General features: G+C 71.5%; 16 protein-coding genes and 1 riboswitch. Of the genes, 8 read left to right on the top strand and 8 right to left on the bottom strand.

Annotated features, from left to right (window positions below; translation table 11 throughout):
• Nucleotides 1-38 precede the first annotated feature (38 nt).
• Nucleotides 39-425, bottom strand: a complete 387-nt coding sequence (locus ACIA47_RS29265) for an STAS domain-containing protein (protein WP_396711536.1) — start codon at nucleotides 423-425, stop codon at nucleotides 39-41.
• A gap of 182 nt (nucleotides 426-607) precedes the next feature.
• Between ACIA47_RS29265 and ACIA47_RS29260 the strand changes: the two genes are divergently transcribed.
• The gene (locus ACIA47_RS29260; protein ID WP_396711535.1) at nucleotides 608-1,624 is read left to right on the top strand and encodes an SMP-30/gluconolactonase/LRE family protein; all 1,017 of its coding nucleotides are present in this window, start codon (nucleotides 608-610) and stop codon (nucleotides 1,622-1,624) included.
• A gap of 70 nt (nucleotides 1,625-1,694) precedes the next feature.
• Here ACIA47_RS29260 and ACIA47_RS29255 read toward each other — a convergent pair whose 3' ends face one another.
• Nucleotides 1,695-2,963 carry an Ig-like domain-containing protein gene (locus tag ACIA47_RS29255; RefSeq protein WP_396711534.1) on the bottom strand — a complete coding sequence of 423 codons (1,269 nt, stop codon included), beginning with the start codon at nucleotides 2,961-2,963 and terminating at the stop codon, nucleotides 1,695-1,697.
• An 884-nt stretch (nucleotides 2,964-3,847) separates the two neighbouring features.
• Here ACIA47_RS29255 and ACIA47_RS29250 point away from each other — a divergent pair.
• Nucleotides 3,848-4,813 carry a sugar phosphate isomerase/epimerase gene (locus ACIA47_RS29250; RefSeq protein ID WP_355496301.1) on the top strand — a complete coding sequence of 322 codons (966 nt, stop codon included), beginning with the start codon at nucleotides 3,848-3,850 and terminating at the stop codon, nucleotides 4,811-4,813.
• A gap of 23 nt (nucleotides 4,814-4,836) precedes the next feature.
• Nucleotides 4,837-6,936, top strand: coding sequence for a PQQ-dependent sugar dehydrogenase (locus tag ACIA47_RS29245; protein ID WP_396711533.1), 2,100 nt, complete (start codon nucleotides 4,837-4,839; stop codon nucleotides 6,934-6,936).
• 115 nt (nucleotides 6,937-7,051) lie between these two features.
• Here the strand turns inward: ACIA47_RS29245 and ACIA47_RS29240 are convergent, their stop codons facing one another.
• The 4 genes from ACIA47_RS29240 to pdhA all read right to left on the bottom strand — a co-directional run bounded on the left by ACIA47_RS29240 (nucleotide 7,052) and on the right by pdhA (nucleotide 12,432).
• Nucleotides 7,052-8,731, bottom strand: a complete 1,680-nt coding sequence (locus ACIA47_RS29240; protein ID WP_396711532.1) for a right-handed parallel beta-helix repeat-containing protein — start codon at nucleotides 8,729-8,731, stop codon at nucleotides 7,052-7,054.
• A 187-nt stretch (nucleotides 8,732-8,918) separates the two neighbouring features.
• Entirely contained in the window at nucleotides 8,919-10,280 is a 1,362-nt protein-coding gene (locus ACIA47_RS29235) for a dihydrolipoamide acetyltransferase family protein (protein WP_396711581.1), read from the bottom strand.
• Nucleotides 10,265-11,269: an alpha-ketoacid dehydrogenase subunit beta gene (locus ACIA47_RS29230; RefSeq protein WP_203119752.1), complete on the bottom strand. Its 1,005-nt coding sequence runs from the start codon at nucleotides 11,267-11,269 to the stop codon at nucleotides 10,265-10,267. The genes ACIA47_RS29235 and ACIA47_RS29230 overlap by 16 nt, the downstream gene beginning before the upstream one ends.
• Complete coding sequence (pdhA, locus tag ACIA47_RS29225; protein WP_396711531.1) at nucleotides 11,266-12,432, bottom strand: pyruvate dehydrogenase (acetyl-transferring) E1 component subunit alpha; 1,167 nt, start codon at nucleotides 12,430-12,432, stop codon at nucleotides 11,266-11,268. Before pdhA ends, ACIA47_RS29230 begins: the two co-directional genes overlap by 4 nt.
• A gap of 105 nt (nucleotides 12,433-12,537) precedes the next feature.
• Between pdhA and ACIA47_RS29220 the strand changes: the two genes are divergently transcribed.
• Complete coding sequence (locus tag ACIA47_RS29220) at nucleotides 12,538-13,044, top strand: Lrp/AsnC family transcriptional regulator (RefSeq protein WP_203119663.1); 507 nt, start codon at nucleotides 12,538-12,540, stop codon at nucleotides 13,042-13,044.
• A gap of 9 nt (nucleotides 13,045-13,053) precedes the next feature.
• Here ACIA47_RS29220 and ACIA47_RS29215 read toward each other — a convergent pair whose 3' ends face one another.
• The gene (locus tag ACIA47_RS29215; protein ID WP_203119665.1) at nucleotides 13,054-14,052 is read right to left on the bottom strand and encodes a DNA primase small subunit domain-containing protein; all 999 of its coding nucleotides are present in this window, start codon (nucleotides 14,050-14,052) and stop codon (nucleotides 13,054-13,056) included.
• 82 nt (nucleotides 14,053-14,134) lie between these two features.
• On the opposite strand from ACIA47_RS29215, the gene ACIA47_RS29210 reads away from it, so the two are divergent.
• From ACIA47_RS29210 to ACIA47_RS29200, 3 genes are all read left to right on the top strand, one after another.
• Nucleotides 14,135-14,866: a histidine phosphatase family protein gene (locus ACIA47_RS29210; protein ID WP_396711530.1), complete on the top strand. Its 732-nt coding sequence runs from the start codon at nucleotides 14,135-14,137 to the stop codon at nucleotides 14,864-14,866.
• On the top strand, nucleotides 14,850-15,719 hold the full coding sequence (locus ACIA47_RS29205) for an NAD(P)H-hydrate dehydratase (RefSeq protein ID WP_203119669.1): 870 nt from the start codon (nucleotides 14,850-14,852) through the stop codon (nucleotides 15,717-15,719). Before ACIA47_RS29210 ends, ACIA47_RS29205 begins: the two co-directional genes overlap by 17 nt.
• A gap of 79 nt (nucleotides 15,720-15,798) precedes the next feature.
• Nucleotides 15,799-16,299: a hemerythrin domain-containing protein gene (locus ACIA47_RS29200; protein WP_203119671.1), complete on the top strand. Its 501-nt coding sequence runs from the start codon at nucleotides 15,799-15,801 to the stop codon at nucleotides 16,297-16,299.
• Nucleotides 16,300-16,359: 60 nt separating this feature from the next.
• Here ACIA47_RS29200 and ACIA47_RS29195 read toward each other — a convergent pair whose 3' ends face one another.
• Nucleotides 16,360-17,166 carry an SDR family NAD(P)-dependent oxidoreductase gene (locus tag ACIA47_RS29195; RefSeq protein ID WP_203119686.1) on the bottom strand — a complete coding sequence of 269 codons (807 nt, stop codon included), beginning with the start codon at nucleotides 17,164-17,166 and terminating at the stop codon, nucleotides 16,360-16,362.
• Between the two features lie 149 nt (nucleotides 17,167-17,315).
• Nucleotides 17,316-17,405, top strand: a riboswitch (ZMP/ZTP riboswitch).
• A gap of 19 nt (nucleotides 17,406-17,424) precedes the next feature.
• Here ACIA47_RS29195 and ACIA47_RS29190 point away from each other — a divergent pair.
• Nucleotides 17,425-18,861 (top strand): glycine hydroxymethyltransferase, encoded by a 1,437-nt coding sequence (locus ACIA47_RS29190; protein ID WP_203119688.1) that lies wholly within the window; start codon nucleotides 17,425-17,427, stop codon nucleotides 18,859-18,861.
• Nucleotides 18,862-18,994 lie beyond the last annotated feature (133 nt).

Here is an 18,994-nt window from a genome sequence, read left to right as displayed (position 1 = left end):
CTCGGGTGTGAGCGTGGGGCCCACCTCGTCGTCAGGGGTCAGGCGGCCAGTTGCAGGTCGGTGGTCGCGACCACCGGGCGACGCGCGGCCTCGATCGGCGAGGTCAGCTCCAGAATCGGCATCACGCGGTGCAGCCCGCTGACGCGCAGCACCCGCGCCACCACCGGGCTCGGGTCGACCAGGACCAACTCGCCACCGCAGGCCCGCACGCGCAGATGCGCCGCGATCAGCGTGCGAACGCCAGCGGCGGAGAGCAGCCGCAGCCCGGACATCTCGAGTTGAAGCACCGGGCGGGCCGGCGCGGACCACAGCGCGGACCGGAACGCGGCCACCGTGGCGATGTCGACTTCGCCGACCACCCGCACGAGGACCATCTGGTCACCCACGCTGACCTGCACGTCCAGCCGGTCGCTGTGCTCTTCCATGCCCAGAAATCTAGCCGCCACCACCGACACTTTCGCCCCTCCGCGGAGTGATTCCGGGTACGCCCAGGGGCATACCCCGAGGCTCTCCACCTCCCTCTCGGGGTGGGTTCAGCGGCCCGGGCGGCGCGCCGCGCGGGCGCGGAACCCGGGGGTCGGCCGAGACCGGGGTGGAGAATAGGCCGATGCTGATCCCCCGGCCCCGGCCGCCCCGGCTGATCCGCCCCGTCCGCGAGCCGGCGACCAGCCCTCCGGCGCTGGCCGGGCCATGGGCCCCCACCGACCGCCGGCTCGACGGGGCCGAGTTGCTACCCCTCCCCGCAGGTGCCGTCGGCCCTGAGGACGTGCTGGTCGACCGCTCCGGGCGGGTGATCAGTGGCGACGAGGACGGTCGGCTCTGGTGGTGGCCGGTCGACGCGCTGGCCGGCACCCCACCCCGACTGCTGGCCGAGACCGGGGGCCGTCCGCTCGGCATCGAACTGGACCCGTCCGGCGAGGCCCTGGTGGTCTGCGACGCGTACCGCGGGTTGCTGCGGGTCACCCCGGACGGCGCGGTACGCGAACTGACCGGAACGGCACCCCCGGTGCACCTGACCAACAACGCGACGGTGGGCCGTGACGGCACCATCTACTTCACCGACAGCTCCGACCGGTTTCCGGTCTCGCACTGGAAGCGGGACCTGCTGGAGCACCGTCCCAACGGTCGCGTGCTGGCCCACCATCCGGGCAGCGGCCGCACCGAGGTGGTGACCGACGGGCTGTACTTCCCCAACGGGATCGCGCTGACCCCGGACGAGTCGGCGCTGATGCTGGTGGAGACCAGCGCCCACCGCCTGCTGCGGGTCGAGCTCAGCGGCGGTGTGCGGGTCCTCGCCGACCTGCCCGCGTACCCGGACAATCTCGCCTCGGTGGGCGACGGGACGTACTGGATCGCGCTGCCCAGCCCCCGGGTGCCGATCGCCGAACGGCTGCTGCCCCATCCGCGGCTGCGCCAGATCGCCGCCCTGCTGCCCGACGCGATGCAGCCGCAGCCACGCCGCTACGGGCTGGTCGCGCTGGTCGACGACGCGGGAACGGTCCGCCGGACGCTGCACGGTCCGAACGGGCACTACTCGATGATCACCGGGGTACGCCAGCACGGCGACCACCTCTGGCTGGGCAGCCTGACCGGGTCCGGGGTGGCCCGCGTACCCCTGGGGTGATGGCCACGGGCGGCGACAGGGCCGATCCGCCGTCGTGGCGGGCCGACCCTGTCCTGCCGTAAGTGATGTCTCAGCGACCGCTGACCGAGGGCGCCGGTGCGGGCGAACCGCCAGCCACCGCGCCCGGGTGCGCCGGGGCGACCGGCACGGGCTTGAGCCCGGGCGGCACCGGCAGCGCACTGCCCCGGGCGAACTCGTCCCAGCTCACGTTCCACGCGGTCCAGCCGTTGCCCGGCTGCAGCTCCACCTCGGTGCCCTTGACGGTGACCAGGTCACCAACCTGCGTCACCCCCATCAACCAGTCGGCCGCGGTGGCGGAGACGTTCGCGCAACCGTGCGAGACGTTGGTGTTGCCCTGGTCCCCCTCCGACCAGGGGGCGGAGTGGATGAACTCGCCGCCCCAGGTGTAGCGCTGGGCGTCGTCGACGTCGACCACGTAGCCGCCGTCCGGCTCACCCCGGGTGTCGAAGGTGACCCGCTCGTGCTTCTCCATGATCACCATCTTGCCGCTGGAACTCGGCGTGCTCGGCTTACCCAGGCTGACCGGGATCCGGCGGACCTGCTTGCCGTCGCGCAGCACGGTCATCTGCTTGGTGGCGTTGTCGATCTCCAGCGAGACCTGCCGTCCGATCTTGGAGGTCGCGGTGCGCTCGGCGTCGCCGACCAGTTTCTTTCCGATCGGCAGACCCTCCAGACCGGCCCGGACACTGATGGTGGTCCCCGGCTTCCAGAAATCGGGGGCGCGGTAATAGACCTGACTTCCATCCTCAAGCCACGACCAGGTGCCCGGTTGCGGTGGATTCGTCTTTACGAACAACCGCCGCTGGACATCCGCCCTGGCCTCTTTCGGAATTCCTGGGTCGAACGCCACCGTTACCGGCATCGCCGTGCCGTACGTCCGATTGCCGTTGAAATAGAGGGTGCTGGTGATCTGCGGCTTGGTCGATTTGGCCATCGTCGTGAACGTGGTGGTGCGGGTGGTGGTGGCACCGGAGTCACCGGTCGCGGTCACCTCGGCGGTGTAGGTCCGTCGTGGTTGCAGCGGGGCGCTCGGCACCCAGCCGGAGCCGTCCTCGCGCGGCTCGGCGTTGACCTGCTTGCCCTTGTCGTCGGTGAGGCGTACGCCGGTGACCCGCCCGCCCTTGACCACGGTGCCCAGCTCGGCGCTGACCGGGACGTCCCGGGCCTTGTCCCCCGGCGTCACGGCGAGTTCCGGTGGTGCGGCGTGCTTCTTGGCCGAGCCGGTCACCGGACCCCGGTCGGCGGTGCACGCACCCAGGACGAGTGGTGCGGCCGCGATGGTTACCGCAAACAGCGTCAATCGCCGCCTAGACGTCATGTTCAGTCCCCCCGTTTTTGACTTCCCTTCGCCACATTCTTGCCCGCTTGAGGGGACCATTTGCGGCATTCGGAAATAATCGGCGGCGCATATACCGGAGCATTTTCCGGCAATGTTCCAATTGGCGGAACAGGGGTTCAACCGACCAGTGTGATGCGCTTTGCTCCGCTTGAGCGACGCAACGTCGACTGTCCGGATGGCCGGGGGGTGGTGGCACCCGGGGGTGAGCTCGATGCGCCCCGGCACACGGAGTCAGTTGCGTGTGGAGTTGACGCCAACGAGGCTCGACCGGCCTCCCGTCCGCCTGGCCTGTCGCCACCTACCCGAATGAGGCGTGAGCCCGCGACTTTGTCCGCTTCCTGATCGCTGTGCGGTCGATCCACTTCATGATCGACTCGGCTTCAAGGAAGTCGCGCTATCCCGGTCGTCCTGACACCGCGACTCTCATGAACCCGAGTGGATCACGCGCCGGGGCGAGCCGGACGAGCCCGGCGGGGCCGGGGCGAACCGACGGGGCCGGGCTCTCCGGGCGGATCGGGCGGCGTGATGAGGACGGGAAGTAGAAGGTCAGGCCGGGTGGCGCACCTCGTGGGCGGACTTTTGTCAGTTGAAGCGAAACTTCCGGCGAACGCGACAAACCTTTGCCTTCATCCGGGGGCAAGGGTAAGGTCTCGATCTAGATAGAGGGTTGCCCATTCGTCGATCAACTTACCGCCACCTCTGCCGGGTCGCCGCGTTCCGCTCCCGATGGGTCCGGGCCGCACCCGCGCCGTCCCTCACCGTCCAGCCGGAGCCCGCCTCCGGCCGGTTCGGCGCGCCCGGCGGACGGCAGTCAGGTCGACCGCCGCCGACGGCGTACCAGCCGTCAGGAAGGGACCACCACCATGGATCAACAACTCAACCGACCGGGGCCGACGCCGGCGTCCGAGCCGGTCAGCCGGCGTGGAGTACTGCGCGCCGCGACCGTCTCCGCGGCCGCTGTCGGCGCCGCCGGTCTGCTCGGCGGCCCGGCCGTCGCCGCGCCCGCCGCTTCCACCGGGCAGGCCCAGGGCCGCCGCCGGGTGCCGGTGGACCGGATCAGCATTCAGCTCTACACGCTGCGTGATCAGCTTGCCGCCGATCTGCCCGGCACTCTGGACGCGCTGCGTCGGATCGGCTACCGGCGAGTGGAGCACGCCGGTTTCGTCGGACGCACCGCCGCACAGTTCCGGGCCGCGCTCGACGAGGCTGGGCTGCGTTCCACCTCCGGGCACGTCGGCATCCCGCAGCCGTTCGACGCCGCCACCTGGGAGCAGGCTCTCGCCGACGCCAACGTGGTGGGCTGCAAGAAGATCGTCCACCCGTACTTCGGTCGGGACGCGAGCGGTCAGCCGATCCGGGACCCCGCCGTCTACCGGGCCCTGGCCCGGGACCTGAACCGCGCCGGTCGGCTGGCCGAACGCGCGGGGCTCGACTTCGGCTACCACAACCACCAGCTCGAGTTCGTGCCGCTGACCGGCGGCTCGACCGGGTTCGACATCCTCAGCTCGCAGACCGATTCCCGGCTGGTCCACTTCGAGCTCGACCTCTACTGGACCTGGCGGGGCGCCCACGACCCGGTCGACGTGATCCGGGCCAACCGCGGTCGGATCCGCCAGGTGCACGTCAAGGACCTGGACGTCGAGGGTGGCTTCGCCGACCTTGGCGACGGCGTCATCGATTTCGGCCGCATCTTCGCCCACGAGCGGGAGGCCGGCATCGAGGAATACATCGTGGAGCGTGATGACGCGGGCACCCCGCCGCGCTCCCCTGCCGACGCCCTGGACACCGCTCGCGTCGGCTTCGACTATCTCGCTTCACTTCGGTACTGAAACCACCCCGGGGGACTCACCTGATGAACAGGACCGCATTCGCGTCCGCCCTGCTGCTGGTGACGGCCGGTCTGGCCGTACCACCGTCGGCAGCGTCCGCAGCGCCGGCCGCGCCGCCGGACAGCAGCTTCCAGAAAGTGACACTGAACGACTTCCCGGGCGAGCCGATGAGCCTCGCCGTCCTGCCCGACCTGCGGGTGCTGCACACCTCCCGCACCGGTGAGGTCCGCATCCACGACCCGCGCACCGGGCTGAACACCATCGCCGCCGACATCCCGGTGTACGAGCACGACGAGGAGGGGTTGCAGGGGGTCGCCATCGACCCGAACTTCGCCCAGAACAAGTGGGTGTACCTCTACTACTCGCCGCCGATGGACACTCCGGTGGATGACCCGGCGACCCCCGGCGTCAACGAGGGGGACGCACCGGAGACCGGCACCGAGGCGGACTGGCAGCGGTTCAAGGGCGCGCTGCGGCTGTCCCGGTTCAAGCTGGACGGGACGAAGCTGAACCTCGCCAGCGAACAGCAGATCATCGACGTGCCGACCGACCGGGGCATCTGCTGCCACGTCGGCGGCCAGATCGACTTCGACAGCAAGGGCAACCTGTACCTGTCGACCGGTGACGACACCAACCCGTTCGCCTCCGACGGTTACATCCCGATCGACGAGCGGGCCGACCGCAACCCGGCGTACGACGCCCAGCGCACCTCGGCCAACACCAACGACCTGCGCGGCAAGCTGCTGCGGATCAAGGTGAAGGCCGGTGGTGGTTACACGGTGCCGGCCGGCAACCTGTTCAAGCCGGGCACGGCCCAGACCCGTCCGGAGATCTACGCGATGGGGCTGCGTAACGCGTTCCGGTTCGCCGTCGACAGGCGTACCGACAACGTGTACGTCGGCGACTACTCGCCGGACGCCTCCAACCCGAACCCGGAGCGCGGCCCGGCCGGTCACGGCCGGTGGATTCTCGTCGACAAGCCGGCGAACTACGGCTGGCCCTACTGTGTGACGCCGACGATCGCCTACCGCGACTACGACTTCGCCACCGGCGAGTCCGGCGCCAAGTTCAACTGCAAGCGCCCGGTCAACGACTCACCGCACAACACCGGCAAGCGCGTGCTGCCGCCGGTCGAGCAGCCGGAGGTCTGGTACGCGGCCGCCGCCTCGGCCGAGTTCCCGCAGTTGGGCACCGGCGGCATCGCTCCGATGGGCGGCCCGGCCTACCAGTACGACGGCACCAGCACGTCGCGTACCCGCTGGCCCGCCTACTACGACGGGGTGCCGCTGTTCTACGAGTGGACCCGTGACTACATCAAGGAGTTCCGCCTCGACGAGGACGGCGACGTCGACGACATCCGCCCGGTGGCGCCGTCGCTGGTGGTGGACAACCCCATGGACATGGAGTTCGGCCCGGACGGCGCGCTCTACGTCCTGGAGTACGGCGACGGTTACTTCGCCGAGAACCCGGACGCCCAGCTGTCCCGGATCGACTTCGTCCGGGGCAACCGGACGCCGATCCCGAAGATCAGCGGCACCCCGACCGTCGGGCAGGCCCCGCTGACCGTGTCCTTCTCCAGCGCCGGCACGACCGACCCGGACGGTGACAAGCTGAGCTACGCGTGGGACTTCAACGCGGACGGTTCGGTGGACAGCACCAACCCGAACGCGACCTGGACGTTCCCGGAGAACGGCTCGTACACGCCGACGCTGAAGGTGACCGACCGCACCGGACGGTCCGCCTCAGCAACCCTGCCGCTGGTGGTCGGGCCGACCGCACCGATCGTCGAGTTCGTCACCCCGGAGGCCGGGCAGCCGTTCCAGTTCGGGCAGACGGTCGCGTACGAGGTGAAGGTCACCGACGACCTGCCGGTGGACTGCTCCCGGGTGAAGGTCACCTACGTGCTCGGGCACGATGAGCACGGGCACCCGCTCTCCACCTCGACGGGTTGCTCCGGCACCATCCCCACCTTCCTGGACGGTGGGCACAGCGGCGCGGACAACCTGACCGCGGTGTTCGTCGCGGAGTACACCGACGCCCCGACCGACCCGGGCGTACCCCCGCAGTCCGCTTCGGCGACGGTGGTGCTGGACCCGACCCCGGTGGCCGGTCTGGCCGGCTGATCAGCTCAACCGGAGCGGCGGCGGTCGGAGTGATCCGACCGCCGCCGCACGTCGTTCAGCTCCAAGATCTCGCCGGCACCATCGCCGGAGCGTCCAGAAGGCGGCCAGCGGCCGCTCAGCTCCAGTCGCTGTCCACGTGGTTGTCCCGCCACCGTCCGCCCACCGGCGGGGTGTCCAGTCGCATCCCCTCGTCGGCGTTGCCGGCCAGGTCGTTGTCCTCGACCCGGCAGTCCACGCAGCTGCCGCGCTCGGTGATCCACAGCCCGTGCGTCTGGGTCGGGTTGTCGTGGTTGTCCCAGATCCGGTTGCCCCGGATGGTGGCAGAGTCGAACGGCGCGTCGATGGTGATGCCGGCCCGCCGCCCGGGGGCGGGGTCCAGTTCGTACGCGCAGCCCGGCGGCGGCACGTCCCCGCTCCACGCGCTGAACGCGTCCGGGCGGACCGGGGCCAGGGTGAGTTCGTCACCGCTGTTGGCGGCCACCGTGGCCACGGACCGGCCGACCCGCAGGATCTTGCCCCGGTGCCCGTCGTGCGGCCAGTCGGCGGTCCGGTCCACCAGGGTCCGTTCGCTGTAGCGGACGGCCTCGCCCGCGCCGCCGGCGGCTCGGGCGTACTGCCTCCCGTTGTTGCGGATCCGGTTGTTGAGCAGCACGGCGTCGGTCATCTGGTGGTCGATGCGGACGCCGTCCAGCCCGTTGCCCCAGAACTCGTTGCTCTCGATCACCACGTCCCGGACAGGGCCCTGGTAGCCGCGCCGGAGGTCGCGCGCGTGGTAGCCGTGCTGGCCGTTTCCGCTGATCCGGTTGCCCCGGACGATGTACGGGCCGGGGCTGTTGCCGATGCTGACCCCGTCCCGCAGGTTGCCGTCGATGACGCAGTCGGTGACGAGTCCACCCCGCCCGGCCACGGTCGAGGTGCCCTGCGACGACACGTCGAAGCCGGCCTCCAGGTTGCCGGTCATCGTGCAGGCGGACACGATCAGCCCGTCGGTGCCCCAGTCGGAGATCCCGAAGCGGTTGCCCTGGCTGTGGCAGCCGATGATGCGGTAGCCGCGGGGCGACTCCCAGTAGTCCTTCTGCAACTCCAGGAAGATCCCGTTGGTGCCGTTGGCCAGGGCGGTGCAGTTGGCGATGGTCAGCCGCTCCACCGGACCCCAGCCGCCGACGCCGATACCGATGCCGGCGCCGCCCATCTGCTCACCGTTGTCCAGCCGGCCGCAGCCGACCACCACGACGCCGTCGATCAGGGAGTCCTGGAGGAAGTCGCAGCCCAGCCCGCTGGCGGCGGTGTGGTGGATGTAGAGGTTACGGAAGACGCCCCGCACCACGTACTGGAGCCCGAGGCCCTTGGCCAGGTAGTTGTACTCGGCCATCGCCACGCCGGAGCCGTCGATCTGGAAGTCGGCGAACGTGCAGTCGGCGATGTGCCGGTCCCGGTCAGCGCCGTGCTGGAGCGTCGTCCAGAACGCCAACGGGGTCGGGTCGGCCCGGTTGCCCTCGTTGCTCAGCATGAACCGGGTCGCCGCCGGGCCAGCCCCGATCAGCGACACACCGCTGCGCCACACGGTGCCCGCGTCCCGGATCGAGTAGATGCCCGGCGGGCAGTAGATGACCCGGGCCCGCCCGTCGGACGCGTACCCGGCGCCGAGGCGGTCCACCAGGGCAGCCAGCGCCGGCTGGTCGTTGGTCGAGCCGTCGCCGGTCAGCCCGTACTCCAGCGCGTCGCAGTACAGCGGCGCACCGGCCGAGGCGGGCCGGTGTACCCGGACCGAGTTCAGTAGCAGCTCGTTCGCCACGCCCACAGGCTGGCTCCCTTCGACGCGTTCGGTGCGCTCCGGCGGGGCCGACTTCCCGGTGAAGCCGCCGGGAAACCCCGGCCCGATCACACCGCCGGGCGGTCCCGGCCCGATGACCCGGCCGGACGACCCCGGACGCGCGCCGGCCCCGGCGCCGCACAGGCAGGGCCGGGGCCGGGGGTACGCGTCAGACGGCGGCGATCAGCAGCGCCGGGCGCTCCACGCAGTCGGCGACGTGCCGCAGGAAGCCGCCGGCCACCCCGCCGTCGCAGACTCGGTGGTCGAAGGTGAGGCTGAGCTGGGTCACCTTGCGGACGGCGAGCTGCCCGTCGACCACCCACGGCTTGTCCACGATCCGCCCGACCCCGAGCAGGGCCGCCTCGGGGTGGTTGATGATCGGCGTGGAGCCGTCGACGCCGAACACCCCGTAGTTGTTCAGCGTGAAGGTGCCACCGGTCAGCCGGGCCGGGGGCAGGCTGCCGGCCCGCGCGGCGGCGGTGGTCGCCGCCAGTTCGGCGGCCAGCTCGGCGGTGGTGAGCCGCTGGGCGTCGCGCAGCACCGGCACCAGGAGCCCCCGGTCGGTCTGCGCGGCGATGCCGAGGTGCACCCCGGCGGCCTGGACGATGTGCTGCGCCTCGGTGTCGACCCGGGAGTTGAGCTGCGGGAACCGGCGCAGCCCGCTGAGGCAGATCCGGGCCAGCAGGGCCAGGATGCTCACCGGCGCGTCGGGCGTCGCGGCGTTGATCGCGGCGCGGGTCTCCAGCAGCCCGGTGGCGTCCACGTCGACCCAGATGGTCACCTCCGGGATCTCCCGCCGGCTGCGGGAGAGCTTGTCGGCGATCACCTTGCGGACGCCGGTCAGCGGGACGATCACGTCACCGTCACCGTCACCGACCGGCGCCGACCCGACCTGCGGGTCCGGCACGGCGGCGAGCCTGGCGGCGGGCGCGGTCAGCGCGGCCTCCACGTCAGCGCGGCGGATCACGCCCCCGGGTCCGGTGCCCCGCACCGTGTCGAGGTCGACGCCGTGCTCACGGGCGAGCCGCCGCACGATCGGCGAGATGACCAGCGCGGCGGTAGGCGGTGCCGGGTCGCTGGACGCGGCACCGGCAGCCACCCCGGTCGGGCCGGCTTCGGCCGGTTCGGGGGCCACCGCCAGGCGGGGCCGACGCCGACGGCGGGTGGCGGTGCCGTGACCGGTGCCGTACCCGATCAGCACGTTGCCGGAGCCGGCGCGCTCCTCCTCGCGGTAGGTGGCGTGCCCGGCGGGCTCGTCGCCCCCGTCCAGCGGCGCGATGGTGATCAACGGCTGGCCGACCGGGCGTACCTCACCGGCCGCGCCGTGCAGGGTGACCACCCGCCCGGCGTACGGGCAGGGCACGTCGACGACGGCCTTGGCGGTCTCCACCTCGACCACGCTCTGGTCGACGGTGACCACGTCACCCACGGCGACCCGCCACTCGACGATCTCGGCCTCGCTCAGCCCCTCGCCCAGGTCCGGCAGGAGGAAGACCTGCGTCCGTTCGACTGTGGTCATGCCGCCGCCCAACGCGCGTCCGGCTGGTCGTCCCACTGGAGGCGGGCCACCGCGTCGAGCACCCGGTCCACGCCGGGCAGGTGGGTGTGCTCCAGCATCGGCGCCGGGTACGGGATGTCCAGTCCGGCGACCCGCAGCACCGGGGCGTGCAGCGCGTGGAAGCAGCGCTCCTGCACCCGGGCGGCGATCTCCGCGCCGACGCCCGCGAAGCCGGGCGCCTCCTGGATCACCACGCACCGGCCGGTACGCCGGACCGAGGCGGTGATGGTCTCGTCGTCGAACGGCACGATGGTGCGCACGTCGACGACCTCCAGGTCCCATCCCTCCTCCCGGGCGGCCTCGGCGGCCTCCAAGGCGACCGGCACCGCCGGCCCGTACGCCACCAGGGTGGCATCGCGTCCGGGCCGGCGCACGACGGCCCGGCCGAACGGCTCGTTGCGGATCGGCAGAGACGCCTCGGCGCTGGCAAAGTAGAGCTTCTTGGGCTCCATGAAGACCACCGGGTCGGGGTCCTCGATCGCCTCGCGCAGCAGCGAGTACGCGTCGTCGACGGTCGCCGGGGTGACCACCTTCAGCCCGGGGGTGTGCGCGTAGTACGCCTCGGACGAGTCGCAGTGGTGCTCGACCCCGCCGATCCCGCCCGCGTACGGCACGCGGATGACGATGGGCACGCTCAGCGCGCCCCGGGTGCGGTTGCGTAGCTTCGCCACGTGCGAGGCGATCTGCTCGAACGCCGGGTACGCGAACGCGTCGAACTGCATCTCGACCACCGGGCGCAGGCCGGACATGGCCATGCCGACGGCGAAGCCGACGATGCCGGCCTCGGCGAGGGGGGTGTCGAAGCAGCGGTTCTCGCCGAAGCGGGCCTGGAGCCCGTCGGTGATCCGGAAGACGCCGCCGAGCGCGCCGACGTCCTCACCGAAGACGACGACCCGGTCGTCGGCGGCGAGCGCGTCGGCGAGCGCGGTGTTGAGCGCCTTCGCCATGGTGGTTGCCATCAGGCGTCACCCTCCTCGGCGTGGGCGGCGGCCAGCTCGGCGCGGACCTGCTCACGCTGTTCGATCAACTGCGGGGTGGGCTCGGCGTAGACGTGGTCGAAGAGGCTCAGGGGATCGACAGTGGGCTGCTCGTTCATCCGGGTCCGCAGCTGCGCCGCGTACGCCTCGGCCTGCTCGGCGATCTCGGCGATCGCCGCGTCGTCGAGCACGCCGCGGGCGCGCAGGTAGGTCTCCAGCCGGGCGACCGGGTCCCGGTCGCGCCAGGCGTCGACCTCGGCGCCGTCGCGGTAGCGAGTGGCGTCGTCGGCGTTGGTGTGCGGCTCCATCCGGTAGGTGTGCGCCTCGACCAGGAAGGGCCCCTTGCCGGCCCGGGCGTGGGCGACCGCGCGGGTGAGCACGGCGAGCACCGCGACCGGGTCGTTGCCGTCGACCTGCTCGCTGGGTACGCCGTAGCCGACGCCCTTGTAGGCCAGCGACGGCGCGGCGGTCTGCCGCGACAGCGGGACGCTGATCGCGTACTTGTTGTTCTGCACGAAGTAGACCACCGGCGCCTTGAACACGGCGGCGAAGTTGATCCCCTCGTGGAAGTCGCCCTCGCTGGTGGCGCCGTCGCCGATGAAGGCCAGCGCCACGGTGTCGCGACCCTGGTACGCCTCGCCGTGCGCCAGCCCGGCGGCGTGCACGCACTGGGTGGCGAGGGGGGTGCACTGCGGTGCGGTGCGTACGTCGGTCGGGTCGTAGCCGCAGTGCCAGTCGCCGCGCAGCAGGGTGAGCACCTCGACCGGGTCGATGCCTCGGGCAACCAGCGCCATCGACTCGCGGTACGTGGGAAAGACCCAGTCGGTGTCGCGGACCGCGAGGACCGCGCCGACCTGGCACGCCTCCTGGCCCCGCGAGGACGGGTAGACGGCGAGCCGGCCCTGCTTGGTCAGGGCGGTCGCCTGGGTGTCGAAGCGGCGGCCGAGCACCATCCGGCGGTACAGCTCGCGCAGCACCTCGGCGGGTGGTTCGGGGTAGTCGGAGCGGGCGGGCAGCGGCGTGCCGTTCTCGGCGAGCAGGCGGACCGGCTCGGCGTCTGGCAGCAACGAGCGCGCCGGGTCGGGCGGGGTGACCGTTCGACGGGTGCGCGGGGATGCCCTGCGGACCGCCTGGGGAGTGGTCGTCACGGCGGAACCTCCTGGGACGTGTGGTGAGCCTATGCTTCCGCTTGTGGATGATTGACTCAAGATCGACACAGAAGGCGGGACGGTTGGCATGCGGAGGACTCATCAGTGAGCCAGGAGACCGCCGACGAAGCGGGCCGGGGTGCGGGATCGGGACGATCGGCCCGATCCCTGGACGAGGTCGACCGGCGGATCCTCGACGAGCTGGTCCGCGACGGTCGGACGTCGGTGCGCACCCTCGCCGAACGGATCCACATCTCCCGCACCAACGCGTACGCCCGGGTGGAGCGGCTGCTGCGCGACGGGGTGATCACCGGGTTCCGGGCCCAGGTGGCGCCCGAGGCGGCCGGGCTGGGCACCTCGGCGTACATCGCCCTGACCATCGAGCAGAACACCTGGCGGGAGGTGTCGGCCGAGCTGGCCCGGGTGCGCTACATCGAGCACGCCGCGCTGCTCGGCGGTGACCACGACGTGCTCGCGCTGGTGCGCGCCCCGGACAACGCCGCGCTGCGCGACGTGGTGCTGGGCCGGGTGCAGAGCATTCCCGGAGTGCTGTCCACCCGCACCTGGCTGGTCTTCGAGGAGTTCGACGGGCTTGGCAGCCCTTGGGCGTGAGCGCCGGGCTCAGCGCTCCGGCGGGGCCTCCAGCCCGTCGCGGTCGGCCAGCTCCAGCAGCGGTTCCAGCGAGTGCCGGTCACCGTCCAGGCCGGCGTGCGGGTCGCCGCGCTCGGCGAACCGGGCCGGCATGCTGAGCACGTCGAAGTCCTCCGGACGGACCTGGTCCAGCTCCGACCAGTCCAGCGGCGCGGACACCAGCGCGGTCGGCGTCGGCCGGATCGAGTACGCCGAGGTCACAGTGTGGTCGCGGGCCATCTGGTTGTAGTCGACGAAGACCGGCCGGTCCCGTTGCTCGCGCCACCAGGTGGTGGTGACCAGGTCCGGCAGCCGGCGCTGCATCTCCCGACCCAGCGCGAGCACCGCCCGACGGCAGTCACCGAAGCTCCACCGCGGCTCGATCGACAGGTAGACGTGCAGGCCCCGACCGCCGGTGGTCTTCGGATAGCCGGTCATGCCCAGCTCGGCGAGGAACGCCCGCACCTCGTGCGCCACCGGCACCACCTGCTCGAAGCCGACGCCGGGCATCGGGTCCAGGTCGATGCGCAGCTGGTCGGGGCGTTCCACGTCGGCGGAGGTGACCGGCCACGGGTGGAACCGCAGGGTGCCCAGGTTGGCCGCCCAGATGACCACGGCCAACTCGCTCGGCGCGACCTCGTCGGCGGTACGGCCACTGGGGAAGGTGATGTGCGCGGTCCGCACCCACTCGGGCGCGCCGGCCGGCAGCCGCTTCTGGTAGAACGCGTCGCCCCGGTTGGTCTGCCGGGTGGCGATGGTGGCGCCCTCGAAGACACCACGCGGCCAGCGTTCCAGCATGGTCGGCCGATCCCGCAGCGCCCGCAGGATGCCGTCACCCACCGCCAGGAAGTAGCGGACCACGTCCAGCTTGGTCAGCCCACGCTCGGGGAAGTAGGGCTTGTCGGGGCTGGAGACGCGGACCAGCCGCTCCCCCACCTGGATCTCCTCCGCCGCCGTGGCCACGCCCCCGAGGGTACGACCTGCGCCCATCCCGGACGTCCACCGAGCGGACATCGGCATGGCGGATCACCGGACACGGTTACCGTCGGCGGCGCCCGGGTAGGGGGGCCGCATGGCGGAACTGGCAACCCTCTGGATCGTCCGGCACGGCGAGAGCACCGCGAACGTCGCGGCGACGCACGCCGAGGCGTCGGGCGCGGAGCTGATCGACCTCACCCACCGCGACGCGGACGTGCCGCTCTCCGCGACCGGCGAGGACCAGGCTCGGGCGACCGGCCGTTGGCTGGCCGAGCTTCCGGACGCGAAGCGCCCGGACGTGGCGGTGGTGTCGCCGTACCTGCGCGCGGTGCAGACCTCCCGGCTGGCGCTGGCCGGCACCGACATTCCCGTGCACCGCGACGAGCGGCTGCGCGACCGGGAGCTGGGCATCCTCGACGGGCTGACCGGGCACGGGGTGCGCCGGCGGTACCCGGACGAGGCCGACCGTCGGGAGCGGTTGGGCAAGTTCTACTACCGGCCGCCGGGCGGTGAGTCCTGGACGGACGTGGCGTTGCGGCTGCGGACGCTGCTCGGCGACCTGCGCCGGGACCACGAGGGTTGCCGGGTGCTGCTCTTCGGCCACGACGCGCTGGTCTTCCTGCTTCGCTATCTGGTGGAGGGGTTGACCGAGGACGAGCTGATGGCGCTCACCCGGCAGGAGGTGATCGCCAACTGTTCGATCACCGAGTGGTCGGCCGACGACGAGGACCGCCTGGTGCTCACCGCCTTCAACCACGTCGAGCACCTGCGTCAGCAGGGCGCCCAGCCGACCAGGGAGGACGAGATCCATGCCGAGCCGGTCTGAGGTGAAGGTCATCACCCCGGCGTTGCTGCGGGACTGGGCGCTGCCGGTGCCGGTCGGTGGTAAGGAGAGCCGGGGCACCGTGCTGGTGGTCGGCGGTTCCCGCTTCACACCGGGCGCGGTGCTGCTCGCCGGGGTGGCCGCGTTGCGCGCCGGTGCCGGAGTGCTCCAGCTCGCCGCCGCCGAGTCCACCGCGGCCGCGCTGAGCATCCAGGTGCCCGAGGCGCTGGTGATCGGTCTGCCCGAGACCGCCGACGGCGCGGTGGCCGCCGACCGGGACGGCCAGCTCGGCGACCTGGTCGCGCAGGCCGACGTGGTGGCGGTCGGCCCCGGCCTGAAGGCGATCGACGAGACCAACCGCCTGCTGAGCCTGGTTCTGGAGGCGGCCCGTCCGGACACGTCGCTGGTGCTCGACGCGTACGCCCTCGGTGCGCTCAGCCACGCACCGGACCTGCTGGTCGGCTCGGGTCGGCCCGTGGTGCTCACTCCCAACGTCACCGAGGCCGGGCACCTGCTCGGGCGGGAGCCGGGCGACGACCTGGACGCCGATGCGGCCGAGTTGGCCGCGCGCTACGAGGCGGTCGTGTCGCTGTACGGGCACGTGGCCGCCCCGGACGGTCGGGGTTGGCGCGAGGAGAGCGGCGACGCCGGGCTGGGCACCTCCGGCAGTGGGGACGTGCTCGCCGGGTTGCTGGCGGGGCTGCTGTCGCGGGGTGCCGACCCTGCGCAGGCGGCCTGCTGGGGCTCCTTCGCGCACTCGGTGAGCGGCCAGCGGCTGATTCCCCGCTACGGCCGGATCGGTTTTCTGGCCCGGGAATTGCTCGACGAGATTCCCCGCACCCTGGCGATGGTCTGAGGCCTTTTCACCTGTTTCCGCGTTCGGCGTCGGGGTACCGGAACCCCACCAGCCGAGACTTTTCAGGGAGGTCATACCGGTGTCGACCGATGCCATCGTTTTGCTCAAAGAGGACCACAAGGAAATGCGCCGCCTGTTCAAGGCCTTCCAGGACGCCGAGGAGGGGCCGGCGAGCCAGCGGCAGAAGTTGGTGGACCAGATCCTGGAGGCACTGACCGTGCACACCTACCTGGAGAACGAGGTGATGTATCCGGAGGTCCGCCGGCTGCTGCCCGACCTGGAGGACGACATCCTCGAGTCGTACGAGGAACACCACGTCGCCGACGTGCTCTGCGCCGAGCTGGCCAGCATGAACGCCGACGACGAGCGGTTCAACGCCAAGACGACGGTGCTGATCGAGAACGTCTCCCACCACGTCGAGGAGGAAGAGCAGGAGTGGTTCCCGAAGGTCCGCGACGCGCTGGGCCGCAAGCAGCTCCAGGAGATCGGCGAGAAGATGATCGCGCTGCGCGCGGACGCGCCGCGTACCCCCACCGCGCCGAAGGCGATCAAGAAGGCAATGGACGCGGTGACGGCCTGAGGCCGCCGCTCACCGCGAAGGGCCCGGCATCACGCCGGGCCCTTCGCCGTACGCCGCAGCTCAGTTTCCCGATCCCGGCTCGGCCATCCGGCGGTGCTGCTCGGACTTGAGCTTGTCCGGGATGATCTTTCCGGCGGCGGTCTGCACCTTGTTCAGCAGCGACCCGGCGGTGACCGTCTGATCACCCTTCATCATCGCCTCGAAGCCCTGCTCGGCGACCTTCGCCGGGTCGTCCTTCTTGCCCGAGCCCACCCGGGTGTCCTCCATGTCGGCCCGGTCGAAGAACTCCGTGTCGGTCGGCCCGGGCATCAGCGAGGTCACCGTGACGCCGGTGTCCTTCAGCTCGTTGCGCAGCGCCTCGGCGAAGGACTGCACGAACGACTTCGAGGCGTTGTAGACCGCCTGGAACGGCCCCGGCATGGTGGAGGCGATCGACGAGGTGAAAAGGACCCGGCCCGTGCCCCGCTCGACCATCCCCGGCAGCAGCCGCTTCGCCAGGTGCACCGTCGAGCGCACATTGAGGTCGACGATCTCCAACTCGTCAGCGAGGTCGGTGCCGCCGACGAAGGCGCCACCGGCGCCCCGACCGGCGTTGAGCGCCAGCGCGTCCAGCGGCCGTCCGGTCGCGGTGACGGCGGCCACCAGTTCCGTCACGCCCTGCTCGCGGGCCAGGTCGACGCGGACCGACCAGATCTGCGGGCCGCCGTCGCGGCGCAGCTTCTGCGCGGCCGCCTCGATGCCGTCGTCCTCGGCCGCGATGACCAGGTCGAAGCCGTGCTCGACGAACTGCGCCGCCAGCTCGTACCCGATCCCGCTGGAGGCCCCGGTCACCAGGGCGAGCGGCCGGTCGGAGGTGGGTGTGGTCATGTTCTCGACTCCTTCTGTGCGAACCCTGGCCGCACCCGTGACGGTGCGGTGGTCACCTACCGTGTGCCCCGCGTCGCATCGCCCAATCACGTCGGCGGGGTCGCCTCCCGGAGGGCGGCCCGAACGGCCGGTTCCGGCCCGGTAGGATCCTCCCAGGCCGTTACTGGCGCGTGGGGATGGAGAACCATCGGGGAGCGGCCTCGTCACGTGGACGTTTGCCGAGCGCCTGGGCCTTCCCGCACGTCTGTTGGAGGTCGCATGTCCCGCAACGCCGAATCCACCGCATTCCGGAGTGCCCTTGAGGTGATCCGGGCTGTCGAGCCGCGGGTCGCCGACGCCATCGGCGCCGAACTGACCGACCAACGGGAGTCGCTCAAGCTGATCGCCAGCGAGAACTACGCCTCCCCGGCGACCCTGCTGGCCATGGGCAACTGGTTCAGCGACAAGTACGCCGAGGGCACCGTCGGCCGCCGCTTCTACGCCGGCTGCCAGAACGTCGACACCGTCGAGGCGCTCGCCGCCGAGCACGCCCGGGAGCTGTTCGGCGCCGCGCACGCGTACGTGCAGCCGCACTCGGGCATCGACGCCAACCTGGTCGCCTTCTGGGCGGTGCTGGCCGACCGGGTGGAGTCCCCCGCCCTGAAGAAGGCCCAGGTCCGTCAGGTCAACGACCTCACCGAGGCCGACTGGTTCGCGCTGCGTCGCGAGCTGGGCAACCAGCGGATGCTCGGCATGTCGCTGGACGCCGGTGGCCACCTCACCCACGGTTTCCGGCCGAACATCTCCGGCAAGATGTTCGACCAGCGCAGCTACGGCACCGACCCGGCGACCGGCCTGATCGACTACGACCGGGTGGCCGAGGCCGCCCGCGAGTTCAAGCCGCTGATCCTGGTGGGCGGCTACTCGGCGTACCCCCGGAAGGTGAACTTCCGGATCCTGCGCGAGATCGCCGACTCGGTCGGCGCGACCTTCATGGTCGACATGGCGCACTTCGCGGGCCTGGTGGCCGGCAAGGTGTTCACCGGCGACTTCGACCCGGTGCCGCACGCGCACATCGTCACGACCACCACGCACAAGTCGTTGCGCGGCCCGCGCGGCGGCATGGTGCTCTGCCAGCCGGAGCTGGCCGACCAGGTGGACCGGGGCTGCCCGATGGTGCTCGGCGGTCCGCTGCCGCACGTGATGGCCGCCAAGGCGGTCGCACTCGCCGAGGCCCGCCGGCCCGACTTCGCCGACTACGCCCAGCGGATCGTCGACAACGCGCAGGCGCTCGCCGAGGGGCTGCTGCGCCGGGGCGCGACGCTGGTCACCGGCGGCACCGACAACCACCTGGTGCTGATCGACGTGTCCGGCTACGGGCTCACCGGCCGGCAGGCCGAGCAGGCCCTCCTCGACTCGGGCATCGTCACCAACCGCAACTCGGTCCCGCAGGACCCGAACGGCGCCTGGTACACGTCCGGGATCCGGATCGGCACCCCGGCGCTGACCACCCGGGGCCTGGGCACCGCCGAGATGGACCAGACCGCCGAGCTGATCCACACCGTGCTGACCCAGACCACCGCCGGTGCCAACGCCGACGGCACCCCGTCGAAGGCGAAGTACACCCTGGACCCGGGCCTGGCCGACAAGGTCGCCCGCCAGGCCACCGACCTGCTGGCCACGTACCCCCTCTACCCCGGCATCGACCTGAGCTGAGCGGTTGGGCGGCGGCGCCCGACCGCTCTCGTCGATCATGGGGTTGTGGTGCCCGACATGGGCCGGTGCACGACTTTCGTCCACCCCCACAACTCCATGATCGACGCAGGCGGGGTGCGGGCCCGGCGGCGGG

The organism is Micromonospora sp. NPDC051227, from assembly GCF_044455385.1.
Taxonomy (GTDB): Bacteria; Actinomycetota; Actinomycetes; order Mycobacteriales; family Micromonosporaceae; genus Micromonospora.
This window is presented reverse-complemented; position numbering and strand designations above follow the sequence as displayed.